This window comes from Raoultella sp. (assembly GCF_039594335.1).
Lineage (GTDB): Bacteria > Pseudomonadota > Gammaproteobacteria > Enterobacterales > Enterobacteriaceae > Klebsiella.
On the sequence record NZ_JBCNNS010000121.1, the window covers coordinates 1 to 13009 of the forward strand.

8 protein-coding genes are annotated in these 13009 nt (G+C 56.8%); 5 read left to right on the plus strand and 3 right to left on the minus strand.

Features of this window, described 5'->3' with window-relative positions; all coding sequences use genetic code 11:
- Positions 1–32: 32 nt before the first annotated feature.
- Positions 33–3191 carry an exonuclease subunit SbcC gene (sbcC, locus tag ACZAHD_RS17760; RefSeq protein ID WP_462457952.1) on the minus strand — a complete coding sequence of 1053 codons (3159 nt, stop codon included), beginning with the start codon at positions 3189–3191 and terminating at the stop codon, positions 33–35.
- Positions 3188–4390, minus strand: coding sequence for an exonuclease subunit SbcD (gene sbcD / locus ACZAHD_RS17765; protein ID WP_462457953.1), 1203 nt, complete (start codon positions 4388–4390; stop codon positions 3188–3190). The genes sbcC and sbcD overlap by 4 nt, the downstream gene beginning before the upstream one ends.
- 209 nt (positions 4391–4599) lie before the next feature.
- Between sbcD and phoB the strand changes: the two genes are divergently transcribed.
- From phoB to malZ, 5 genes are all read left to right on the plus strand, one after another.
- On the plus strand, positions 4600–5289 hold the full coding sequence (gene phoB, locus ACZAHD_RS17770) for a phosphate response regulator transcription factor PhoB (protein WP_004204861.1): 690 nt from the start codon (positions 4600–4602) through the stop codon (positions 5287–5289).
- Positions 5290–5310: 21 nt separating this feature from the next.
- Complete coding sequence (phoR, locus tag ACZAHD_RS17775) at positions 5311–6606, plus strand: phosphate regulon sensor histidine kinase PhoR (protein ID WP_462457954.1); 1296 nt, start codon at positions 5311–5313, stop codon at positions 6604–6606.
- 415 nt (positions 6607–7021) lie between these two features.
- The gene (brnQ, locus tag ACZAHD_RS17780; protein ID WP_462457955.1) at positions 7022–8341 is read left to right on the plus strand and encodes a branched-chain amino acid transporter carrier protein BrnQ; all 1320 of its coding nucleotides are present in this window, start codon (positions 7022–7024) and stop codon (positions 8339–8341) included.
- A gap of 123 nt (positions 8342–8464) precedes the next feature.
- On the plus strand, positions 8465–9838 hold the full coding sequence (gene proY / locus ACZAHD_RS17785) for a proline-specific permease ProY (RefSeq protein ID WP_462457956.1): 1374 nt from the start codon (positions 8465–8467) through the stop codon (positions 9836–9838).
- 136 nt (positions 9839–9974) lie between these two features.
- Entirely contained in the window at positions 9975–11798 is a 1824-nt protein-coding gene (malZ, locus tag ACZAHD_RS17790) for a maltodextrin glucosidase (RefSeq protein WP_462457957.1), read from the plus strand.
- Here malZ and ACZAHD_RS17795 read toward each other — a convergent pair.
- On the minus strand, positions 11789–12691 hold the full coding sequence (locus tag ACZAHD_RS17795; protein WP_462457958.1) for a LysR substrate-binding domain-containing protein: 903 nt from the start codon (positions 12689–12691) through the stop codon (positions 11789–11791). The genes malZ and ACZAHD_RS17795 overlap by 10 nt on opposite strands.
- Between the last annotated feature and the right edge of the window lie 318 nt (positions 12692–13009).

Below are 13009 nucleotides of genomic sequence, written 5' to 3' on the forward strand. Positions count from 1 at the left end.
GTCAGCCGGTGCAACGGGGAGTGGCTGACGGATTAGTCGACAGAAAAGATTTTATCCAGCCGGCTGTAGCCAAGACCGTTGATTTTTTTCACTTTGATCTGCACAGGAATGCGCTCTTTCATTGCTTCAACGTGGCTTATTACGCCGATCACCTTACCGCTGGCATTCAGGGCGTCGAGCGCATCCAGCGCAGTATCCAGCGTTTCGCTATCGAGCGTGCCGAACCCTTCATCAAGGAACAACGAATCAATGCGCGTTTTGTGGCTTACCAGATCGGACAGCGCCAGCGCCAGCGCGAGACTGACCAGGAAGCTTTCACCGCCGGAAAGGGTTCGGGTATCGCGTACCGCATCCGCCTGCCAGGTATCAACCACTTCCAGCTCCAGCGCTTCGCTGGTCTTGCGCTGGAGTTGATAGCGCCCGTGCAGGCGATTGAGCTGATGGTTCGCCAGCCAGACCAGGTTATCCAGCGTTAGCCCCTGGGCGAATTTACGGAACTTATCGCCTTCTTTAGAACCGATCAGTGAATTAAGCCATGCCCAGTCCTCGAGCTGCTGCCCGGCGAGCGCGATTTCCTGATGCAGTGCCTGCTGGCGTTGCTGGTTCCCGGCGTTCTGTTTCAGCTGTTGGCGGATCTCTCCCTGGCGAGCGCTGTTTTCTCGCAGCTGCGGCGCCAGCTGTAGCAGGCGGGCCTGGACCTGCTCCAGCGACTGGGTGAGATCGACATCTGCTGGCGGTTGTTGCTGATGCCGGGTGAGCGCATCGCGGGCGCGTAGCGCCAGGGCGCTATTTTGCTGTATGGCATTTTCCAGCGTCTGTTTGAGCCGCTCCAACCGCTGGTGCGTCTCTTCATCGAGCAGGGCCGCGAGAAAGACCTGCTGGTCGACAAACGGGCTGCGGGAGAGTGCGGCAGAGAACTGCGCTTGCGTCTCCCGTAGCGCTTGCTGCTGCTGGCTTTCCTGCTGGTTCAGCGTCCACCACTGGCTTTGCAATGCCAGGCAGTCGTCATGCACCTGACGCCAGCCCGTCAGCGGCGCCGGAGAGGCAACCCCGTCTGTCTGCGAAAGGGGCTCCGACTCTGTCTGCGGAAGTGTTTCCAGCAGCGGTGTCAGCTGTTGAAGCTGTTCCTGAAGCGCGACGGATTGGTTCTGTTTTTCCTGCCACAGGCGAGTCTCGGCTTCCCGCTGCTCCAGCCATTCTGCCGTCCGTTCGGCCTGCGGAAGGCTGAGCGCGAAGGGAGAGAGTTCCGCCGCCAACTGCGCGCGACGCTGTTCCTGCTCCTGCCGGAGCTGTCGAAGCTGTTGCTCGCCCGCCTGCTGTTGGGCCTGCCAGGCCAGTCGCTGCTGGTGCTGATACAGCTGCTGTTCGTTCTCTTGCTGGGCCGCTAGCCAGCCGGGAATATCATCCTGCGGCTGCAGTTCGCAATGCAGTCCGCTGACGGTTGTCTGCCACTGCGAGGTGAGCACTTGCTCCTGCTGGAGGAGTGAGTCCAGCTCTTCTTTCTCTTTAACCTGTTGTTTAAGCAGTGCCTCAAGCTGGCCGCGCAGCTGGGCGCCTTCTTCTGCCAGCTGTCTAACTTCACGCTCCAGACTATCCCGGCGGGCCTGGTTCACACCGGGTTCCAGCGCCCGGTATTGCGCGACCGCCGGGTGTTCGCTGGAACCACAGAGCGGACAAGGGGCGCCGGGCTGCAGGCGAGTACGCTCTTCTTCCAGCCCGACAATGCGCGCTTCCAGCTCACAAATAGCTTTCACATCGCTGAATTGCTGCTGTTTTTCTTTGTATGCCAGGCGACGCTGAGCCAGCGTTGTTTCCAGCTTTTTCTGCTCCTCGCGGCGGGCCAGCTCCGTTGTTTGCAACTGCTGCTGGCGCTGGCGAAGCGGCAACAGGCGGCTATGCAGCGTTGAAAGCTGCTGCCGCAACGGGCGGGCGGCGGTATGTTGCGCCAGGCTGGCGGCGACCTGTCCGGCATCCAGCGTCAACGCCGCAGGCGGCAGCTCCGCCAGCTTGCGAACGGTTTCCTTCAGGCTCTGTTGCACGACGTTGTGCTGTTGTTCATCGCGCGCCTGCTGCTGAAAGGCGGCTCGCCATCCTGCCAGCGCGTTTCCCCACTGGCGATAGCGATCGTGTTCTTTAAGCCACTGGTTGAGAGCGTGATGGGCATCCTGCAAGAGTGTCGTCTGCTGGCTGGCGGCAAGGCGAATCGCGGCGCGCAGCCGCAGCCTGTCCTGTAAGCGAGTATTTACTTCCTCTGCCTGGCGGTGGGTTTGCGCCAGCGCGGCGGTCTGTTCCTGCTGCCGGGTCCACAGCGGGCGAAGCTGCTCAGCCGGCAGAGCATTGAGCAGGGCGGCAAGCTGCGGCTGGGCCTGTTCCAGCGCCTGCTGAGCGTCCTGTAACCGGACCTGAGATTGCGAAGCTTCCGCGCTCAGCTCTTGCTGACGCAGCAGCCACTGCTGCGTCGCCTGCAGGCGGGTTTGCTCAGTAAGCTGTCGTCGCTCTTCATCAGTAAGTGCTTGCAAACTTTGTTGTAGCGCCTGTTGCTGCTCATCGCTCAGAAGCAGAACGCCGGAGGCCTGAGCCTGAAGTTTCTCCAGTTCGTTGCGGGCGAGCTTATGTTTTTCAAACACCTGCGCTGATATCTGGCCGTAGATTTCGGTGCCGGTCAGCTCTTCAAGCAGCTCGGCGCGTTCTTTCGGTTTGGCGTTGAGGAACGCGGCGAACTGGCCCTGAGAAAGGAGCATTGAGCGGGTAAAACGGCCGTAATCCAGGCCGCTGAGCGAAGCGGTAAGTTCGAGCTTATCTTTGACTTTATCGGCGAGGATTTGCCCATTATCGCAGCGAGCCAGCTCCACGCGCGGGGCCTGCAGGTTGCCCTCTGGCTGATTGCGGGCGCGGTTCTGGCTCCAGAAGGCGCGATAGGCCGTCCCTTTGACCTCAAATTCCACTTCCGCCAGGCACTCGGCGGTATCGCGGGTCATCAGATCGTTTTGCGATTGCGACACGCTGCTCAGACGAGGCGTTTCGTGATACAGCGCAAGGCAAATTGCATCCAGTAGCGTGGTTTTCCCGGCGCCGGTAGGGCCGGTGATGGCAAACAGCCCGTTGCTGGCAAACGGCTCAGCGGTGAAGTCGATTTTCCATTCGCCTTTTAACGAGTTGATATTTTTCAGGCGCAAACTCAGAATTTTCACAGGTGCTCCTCACCATTCAGACTATGCAGCGTTTCGTTGAACAACTGCTTCAGGCGCTGCTGCTGCGCCTCTTCCAGCATTTCCTGCGCCAGACGGCGTTCAAACACTTCCTCGACCTGCAGTTCGCTCAGCGTTTCTCGCCGCTCTCCTGCCAGGATGCGCTCACGTTGGGCACGGCTGCGGCGAACCAGGAGCACTTCCACCGGAAGATCTTCGGTCTGGGCTTGAATTTTGCGCTGAATATCATGGAGATATTCGTCACTGGTGATTTCAATATCCAGCCAGACGACCGGTTCTTGCGGGGCATCTCGCCATTGGTCGAGCTGTTCGCTGATGCTAGAGAAATCGCCTTTCAACACTGCCAGCGGCTGCGTCACCGGCACCGTCAGAGGATGAACCTCGCTCAGATGCCCGTCGGCGAAGGTCACCAGATTGACGCTTTTGCTTTTTCCCGTCTCATCAAAGCTGAGGGCGATGGGCGAGCCGCTGTAGCGAATATGCTCGCTGCCGCCGATCTTCTGCGCCCGGTGAATATGGCCGAGAGCAATATAATCAACGGGGGGGAAATGGCTGGCGGGAAACGCGTCCAGCGTGCCGATGTAAATATCGCGAACCGCATCGCTTTTGCTGGCGCCGACGGTGGTTAAATGGCCGCTGGCGATAATCGGCAGCATCTGGTCGCCGCGCAGTTCGCAGGCTTGCTGGTACTGCTGCTGGTAGTAGTCGCTGATGGCATTGAGTAACTGCTGCTGCTTCTCGCCGCTGGAGTGCCCGGCCTGGCTAGTCACCAGCTCACGCGGACGCAGGAACGGTACCGGGCAAAAAACCGCCCCCGGCGTACCGTCGCGTAGCGGCAGAATAAAGGGCGCATGGCCGGCGCTGGCCACCACTGTGGTTTTCAGAAAAGCCAGAATATCGCGGGATTCATTCAGCGTCGCCACTGAATCGTGGTTGCCCGCCAGTACCACCAACTGGCAACCGGTCTGCTGCAACTGAACCACAAAGCGATTATACAGCTCACGGGCGTAGCTTGGCGGCGATCCGGTATCAAAGATGTCTCCGGCGACAATAATAGCATCGACCTCGTACGTCTGCGCGCTGGTCAGCAGCCAGTCGAGAAAGGCCGAGTGTTCGGCGGCGCGGCTCTTGCTGTAAAAGTTCTGGCCAAGGTGCCAGTCAGAGGTGTGGATGATGCGCATAAGTATTCCCTGGCGAAAAAGCATTAGCGCATTATATACCTGTCATCCCGCAGGTTGCCCCTTTAACACCTGCAGGATCGATTGTTACTCCTTGTCATCATTAAAAATCCGCTATCATATGGCGGTCATTTTCTTCATAAATCTGTCACAAAACTGACGCATAATGGCGCCGCACTCTATACTGATGGCTAAAAAATACAGGGTAAATAATGGCGAGAAGAATTCTGGTCGTTGAAGATGAAGCTCCAATCCGCGAAATGGTCTGCTTTGTTCTGGAGCAAAACGGCTTTCAGCCCGTCGAGGCGGAAGATTATGACAGTGCGGTGAATCAACTCAATGAACCCTGGCCTGATTTGATTCTCCTCGACTGGATGCTGCCGGGCGGATCGGGTCTACAGTTTATCAAGCTGCTTAAGCGTGAGGCGATGACCCGCGATATTCCGGTGGTCATGCTCACCGCTCGTGGCGAAGAAGAGGATCGCGTGCGAGGCCTGGAAACCGGTGCCGATGATTACATCACCAAGCCTTTTTCACCGAAAGAGCTGGTGGCGCGTATCAAAGCGGTGATGCGCCGTATTTCGCCGATGGCAGTGGAAGAAGTGATTGAAATGCAAGGGCTCAGCCTGGACCCTTCCTCTCACCGCGTGATGACCGGTGAAAGTCCGCTGGATATGGGGCCGACGGAGTTTAAATTATTACACTTCTTTATGACTCACCCGGAACGCGTCTACAGCCGCGAACAGCTGCTGAATCACGTCTGGGGGACGAACGTGTATGTAGAAGACAGAACGGTAGATGTGCATATTCGCCGTCTGCGCAAAGCGCTGGAACATAGCGGCCATGACCGGATGGTACAAACGGTCCGCGGCACGGGATATCGTTTCTCCGCCCGTTTCTGAATCTCGACAGGAGTGTGAACCGTGCTGGAACGGCTGTCATGGAAAACGCTGGCGCTTGAGCTTTTCTTATGTTGTATCCCGGCCCTGATTCTCGGGGCGGTGGTGGGGTATCTGCCGTGGTTTTTGCTGGCGGCAGTCACCGGACTTCTCATCTGGCATTTCTGGAATTTATTACGTCTGTCATGGTGGCTATGGGTCGATCGTAGCATGACGCCCCCGCCGGGACGAGGCAGTTGGGAACCGCTACTCTACGGCCTTCACCAGATGCAGATGCGCAATAAAAAGCGCCGACGCGAGCTGGGCAGTCTGATCAAACGCTTTCGTAGCGGGGCTGAATCTTTACCCGATGCGGTGGTGCTGACGACGGAGGAGGGGGCGATCTTCTGGTGTAATGGCCTGGCTCAGCAGATCCTGAATCTGCGCTGGCCGGACGACAGCGGACAAAATATTCTCAACCTCCTGCGCTACCCTGAATTTGCCAACTACCTCAAAAACAGGAATTTCTCAAAACCGCTCAATCTGGTCCTCAATACTGCTCGTCACCTGGAGATCCGCATGATGCCCTACAGCGATAAACAGTGGCTGATGGTGGCGCGCGATGTGACGCAGATGCACCAGCTGGAAGGCGCGCGGCGCAACTTTTTTGCCAACGTCAGCCATGAGCTTCGCACGCCGTTAACGGTGCTGCAGGGCTATCTGGAGATGATGCAGGAGCAGGTACTGGAAGGGGGGACGCGCGAAAAAGCGCTGCATACGATGCGCGAGCAAACCCAGCGCATGGAGGGGTTAGTCAAACAGCTGCTGACGCTGTCGCGGATTGAAGCGGCGCCAACGCTGGTCATGAATGACAAAATCGATGTGCCGATGATGCTGCGGGTGGTGGAGCGAGAAGCCCAGACGCTCAGCCAGCAGCAACAGACGATCCACTTCCACGTCGATGAGACGCTGCTGGTACTGGGCAACGAAGAGCAGTTGCGCAGCGCGATGTCCAATCTGGTGTATAACGCGATTAACCATACGCCAGCGGGAACGGAGATTACCGTCAACTGGCAGCGGGTGCCGCATGGCGCATTGTTCAGCGTCGAGGATAATGGTCCGGGGATTGCGCCTGAACACATTCCGCGTCTGACCGAGCGATTTTATCGCGTGGATAAAGCGCGTTCGCGGCAAACCGGCGGCAGTGGCCTTGGACTGGCGATCGTGAAACATGCGGTTAATCATCACGACAGTCGCCTGGACATTGAGAGTACGGTAGGCAAAGGGACGCGGTTTAGCTTCTTACTCCCGGAACGTTTAATTGCCAAAAAAAGCGCCTGAACGCGCCATTGTCAACCTGACTTGCCAATGACCAGCTTCGGCTGGTCATTTTCGTTTGCAGCCACTTTTTAGCCACGTAATTAATGAACGCATGATGCTTTTTTGTTCGCATGATTAGCCGGATGTTTTCCATTGATATGGTAAATAATTCCGCTAGATAAAATAGACTTAGCATAATCATCTGCTTTTACGATCCCGCCTTGCATTAAAACGTTATAAGCGTTTAAATTGCCCCCCATGCAGTCGCAGACAGACTGTTTTTGCGTGGAAATTCAAAAAACAATTCTTTCCCACGCGTATTCGGGAGCATATCCCGCTGATTTTTCCGGCAACCACCGCTGTATTCTTCCTCAAGGGAAGGCACGGTTTTTTTCCGTTTGTTAACAACACCACATCCACAGGCAGTAATGAATTTATGACCCATCAGTTAAAATCTCGCGACATTATCGCGTTGGGCTTTATGACCTTCGCGTTGTTCGTTGGCGCAGGCAACATTATCTTCCCTCCGATGGTGGGGTTACAGGCTGGTGAACACGTCTGGACCGCCGCCATTGGCTTTCTGATTACCGCCGTGGGTTTACCGGTGCTAACGGTTGTGGCGCTGGCGAAAGTCGGCGGCGGCGTGGAAAGCTTGAGTACGCCGATCGGCAAAGTTGCCGGTATCCTGCTGGCCGTGGTCTGCTACCTGGCCGTTGGCCCGCTCTTTGCCACGCCGCGTACCGCAACGGTCTCTTTTGAAGTCGGGATTGCCCCGCTGACCGGCGACGGCGCGATGCCGCTGATGATTTACAGCGTGATCTACTTCGCGCTGGTGATCCTCGTCTCGCTCTATCCGGGCAAACTGCTGGACACCGTGGGCAATTTCCTTGCTCCGTTGAAAATTATCGCCCTGATCATTTTGTCCGTGGCGGCAATGATCTGGCCGGCTGGCCCAATCAGCAATGCGCTGGAAGCTTACCGCACCGCGCCGTTCTCTAACGGTTTCGTCAACGGCTATCTGACCATGGATACGCTGGGTGCCATGGTATTCGGTATCGTCATTGTTAACGCCGCGCGTTCCCGCGGCGTAAGTGAAGCGCGCCTGCTGACTCGCTACACCGTCTGGGCCGGGCTGATGGCCGGCGTGGGGCTGACGCTGCTGTATCTGGCGCTGTTCCGCCTCGGGTCTGATAGCGCAACGCTGGTGGATCAATCCGCCAACGGCGCGGCGATTCTGCATGCCTATGTCCAGCACACCTTCGGGGGCGCGGGGAGCTTTATGCTGGCGGCGCTGATTTTCATCGCCTGTCTGGTGACCGCGGTGGGCCTGACCTGCGCTTGCGCAGAGTTCTTCGCGCAGTACCTGCCGTTATCCTATCGTTCGCTGGTGTTTATCCTCGGTATTTTCTCGATGGCGGTCTCCAACCTGGGTCTGAGCCATCTGATTCAGATTTCGATTCCGGTACTGACGGCGATTTATCCGCCTTGTATCGCGCTGGTGGTCTTAAGTTTTACCCGCAACTGGTGGCATAATTCGTCCCGCGTCATTGCGCCGTCCATGTTTATCAGCCTGATGTTTGGTATCATTGACGGTATTAAATCGTCGGCGTTCGCGGACATGTTACCGGCCTGGACCGCGCGTCTGCCGCTGGCTGAACAGGGTCTTGCCTGGCTGATGCCTACCGCAGTGATGATGGTTATGGCGGTGATTTGGGACCGCGCGGCAGGACGTCAGGTCACTTCCAGCGCGCATTAACCGGCGGTGTTAATCAGTGTTAAGCCACGGGACTTTGGGTCCCGTGGTTTTTTGTTTTTTAGGTAATCCTCTTTTGGGGCCTGCTCCGGTGAAGGCCTGAAGAGAAAAACGGCATGGAATACGATGGAAAGTAGTAACAAACTTAAGCGCGGGCTAAGTACCCGGCATATCCGCTTTATGGCGCTGGGATCGGCAATTGGTACCGGCCTGTTCTATGGTTCAGCTGACGCCATTAAAATGGCGGGCCCGAGCGTTCTGCTGGCCTACATCATTGGCGGCGTGGCCGCCTATATCATTATGCGCGCGCTGGGCGAAATGTCGGTACATAACCCTGCCGCCAGCTCATTTTCACGCTATGCCCAGGATTATCTCGGCCCGCTGGCGGGCTATATCACCGGCTGGACCTACTGCTTTGAAATTCTGATTGTCGCGATTGCCGACGTGACGGCGTTTGGGATTTATATGGGCGTCTGGTTTCCGACGGTACCGCACTGGATATGGGTGCTCAGCGTGGTGCTGATTATCTGCGCCGTCAATCTGATGAGCGTGAAGGTCTTCGGCGAGCTGGAGTTCTGGTTCTCGTTCTTTAAAGTTGCCACCATCATCATCATGATTATTGCCGGTTTCGGCATCATTATTTGGGGTATCGGTAACGGCGGGCAGCCTACCGGCATCCATAATCTGTGGAGCAACGGCGGCTTCTTTAGCAATGGCTGGCTGGGAATGGTGATGTCGCTACAGATGGTGATGTTCGCCTACGGCGGAATAGAGATCATCGGCATCACCGCCGGTGAGGCGAAAGACCCGGAGAAATCCATTCCGCGCGCGATTAACTCGGTCCCGATGCGCATCCTGGTGTTCTATGTGGGTACGCTGTTCGTGATTATGTCCATTTATCCGTGGAATCAGGTGGGCACTGACGGTAGCCCGTTTGTTCTGACCTTCCAGCACATGGGTATCGCGTTTGCCGCCAGTATCCTTAACTTTGTGGTGCTGACCGCCTCGCTGTCGGCGATTAACAGCGACGTATTCGGCGTCGGACGTATGCTGCACGGGATGGCCGAACAGGGCAGCGCGCCGAAGATTTTCGCCAAAACCTCGCGTCGCGGGATCCCGTGGGTGACGGTGATGGTGATGACCGTTGCGCTGCTGTTTGCGGTCTATCTTAACTACATCATGCCGGAAAACGTCTTCCTGGTGATTGCGTCGCTGGCCACCTTCGCCACCGTCTGGGTGTGGATCATGATCCTGCTGTCGCAGATTGCTTTCCGCCGCCGTCTGTCGCCGGAAGAGGCGAAAGCGCTGAAGTTTAAAGTGCCGGGTGGCATTGCCACGACTGCTGTGGGCCTGGTGTTCCTCGTTTTTATTATTGCGCTGATTGGCTACCATCCGGATACCCGTATCTCGCTGTACGTCGGTTGCGCGTGGATTGTTCTGCTGCTGGCTGGCTGGAAGTTGAAAACTCGCCGCGACCGTCAACTGGCGCAAGCACAGTAACACCTCCCCGTGCCTGCCGGATCCGGCAGGCACGTTCTCCACCCCCATTATCCTCCCCGAATAATTCCTGTGATGATGAGTTATACGTCTGTAGGCTGTGGCAAGGTGTGCCCATTCTAAAGAGAGAGGAATGACGATGTTGAAGGCATGGCACCTGCCTGTGGCTCCGTTTATCAAGGAGCATCAGGAACGACTCTTTATCACTTTATGGCTCTGCGGCGATGACCTGCCGCAGCGGGTGACGTTGCGTGCGGAAGAAGATAATGAAGAGCTCTCGCTGCCGATGCACCGACTGCGCCAGGAGCCGCATCCGGGCGTCGTTGCATGGCGGGGCGAGATCAATCTTACCAGCGGCCAGGCGCGTCGACGCTACAGTTTTAAGTTGCTGTGGGCCGATCGTCAGTGCTGGTTCACTGCGCTGGGCTTTAACTCTTTCCCACCGGCGCGCCTGGAACAGTTTGCCGTCGATGTGCCGGATAGCGGCCCGCAGTGGGTGGCCGATCAGATTTTTTATCAAATATTTCCTGACCGTTTTGCGCGCAGCGAGCCGCGAGAAGCGGAGCAGGATCGGCGCTATTATCATCATGCCGCCGGGCACGACATTGTGCTGAAATCGTGGGATGAGCCGTTAACCGGCGAAGCGGGCGGATCGACATTTTATGGCGGCGACCTGGATGGGATCAGCGAGAAGCTACCGTATCTCAAACAGCTTGGCGTGACTGCGCTCTATCTGAACCCGGTATTTGTCGCCCCCAGCGTGCATAAATACGATACCGAAGATTACCGCCGCGTCGATCCGCAATTCGGCGGCGACGGCGCGCTGCTGCGTCTACGCCACAACACGCAGCGGGAAGGGATGCGTTTGATTCTCGACGGCGTATTTAACCATTCCGGCGATTCGCACGTCTGGTTCGACCGCCACCAGCGCGCCAGCCACGGGGCGTGTCACTATGCCGATTCACCGTGGCGCGACTGGTTTACCCTCTCGCCGGAAGGGGAAGCGCATTGCTGGCTGGGCTACGCCAGTCTGCCTAAGCTGGATTACCAGTCTGCGAGCTTGGTGAATGAAATCTACGCCGGAGAAGACAGCATTGTCCGCCACTGGCTGAAAGCGCCGTGGAGCATGGACGGCTGGCGGCTGGACGTGGTGCATATGCTGGGTGAAGGCGGCGGGGCGCGCAACAACCTGCGTCATATTGCCGGCATTACCGAAGCGGCGAAGCAGACGCAGCCCGATGCCTTTGTCTTTGGTGAACATTTTGGCGACGCCCGCCAGTGGCTACAGGCGGATGCTGAAGATGCCGCCATGAACTATCGCGGTTTTACCTTCCCGTTGTGGGGGTTCCTCGCCAATACTGATATCTCTTACGACCCGCAGAAGATTGATGCGCAGACTTGTGTCGCCTGGATGGACGACTATCGCGCCGGTCTGTCGCATCAACAGCAGTTGCGGATGTTTAACCAACTGGATAGCCACGATACCGCGCGATTTAAATCGCTGCTGGGCAAAGATATCGCACGCCTGCCGCTGGCGGTGGTGTGGCTGTTTTGCTGGCCGGGGGTACCCTGTATTTACTACGGTGATGAAGTGGGCGTCGATGGCAACAACGATCCCTTCTGTCGTAGACCTTTCCCATGGGATCCCGCCCTGCAGGATACTGCGCTGCTGGGGTTGTATAAGCGGATGGCGAAGCTGCGTAAAGCCAGTAAGGCATTGCGATATGGCGGCTGCCAGGTGATTTATGCCGAGGAGAACGTGGTGGTATTTGTTCGCGTGTATAAGCAGTTGCGCGTGCTGGTCGCCATTAACCGCGGAGAAGCCTGCGAAGTGGTTGTCGAGGATTCACCGCTGCTGGACGTTGGCGAATGGCAGGTGAAAGAGGGCGCTGGCACGTTGCATAATGGCGTGCTGAGCCTGGCTGCTATTTCCGCCAGCGTCTGGTTTAGCCGTCAGGCGTAGAGCTGGTTCAGGAACGGGTCGTGGAGAATCGCTTCCCGCCACCAGCGCTGGGCAAGGCCGTCGTTATCGCTACGCCAGGCGATATAGGTGAGATCTTTCTCGCGGCAGGAGAGGACCGGCTTTTCTATCAGTTCTCCACTTTCCAGCCAGGGTTGTGCAATATGACGAGGTAAAAAACCGCAGCCCAGTCCGGCGCGCAGCAGCGCTACCTTACTGGCAAAATCGTCGACGCGAATTTGCGGCTGTTCAGCAAGGAGGTTGCTGTTGAGCGGATGGCAATAGCGGGCGCTGTCGCTAATCACCACCGCGCGATGCAGGCTCAACTGCTTGTTGTTGAGCGGCTGAGTCGCCCCGGCGAGCGGGTGAGCGGGAGCGACAACGAAGACATTATCCAGCGCGCCGACCATTTTCCACGACCATTCGGCGGAGGTGGGCGGTTCGTTGATAGCGCCGAGAATAATATCCGCGCCATTGCGGGTCAGCTCTTCCCAGGATCCGGCCAGGGTATGGTGGGTAAAATTGAGCCGGGTTTGTGGATTTTCCGCGTAAAAAGCGTCGATCAACGGCAGCAGGCGCTCAAAAGGGAACGAGGCATCGAGTGCGATATCCAGATCCCACTCCCAGCCGGCCTCCATCTGCACGGCCTGTTTTTCCAGATCTTTTGCGGCGTTGATCAGCAAACGGCCCTTCTCCAGCACCATTCTGCCGGTATCGGTAAACTTCGCCCGATGACCGCTGCGATCCAGCAGGGTGATCTCCAGATCGCTTTCCAGCTTCTGGATCATATAGCTCAGGGCGGCCGGAGTCTTATACAACGACTCTGCGGCGGTGGCGAAAGATCCGTGGGTATCTAACGCATCGAGAATCAGCAGTACATCAAGGTTTAAGCGCATCCGTTACTTACCGGTAAAAAAAGGTGACTCAGTTTTACCGAAGCCGAATGGTCAATGCCAGTGAATAATTTAGAACCCTTTCGCGTAAATTTCTGATAGGCATTGCTAACCAGACAACCAAAATTTTATATCTATACCCCAGTGTCTTTCTCTCTCCGCCTTCATACGCCTGAAATTTATCCCCCGTAGCTGATGTATTCAGAAATAGCACAGAGAATTTCTTTAATAACTCGTTAGAAATAACTGACTATACTCAGCATGCTTTATCCGTCACGATTCAGACCCACAGAAGTGTATTTTATATCTCTTTAACTTATT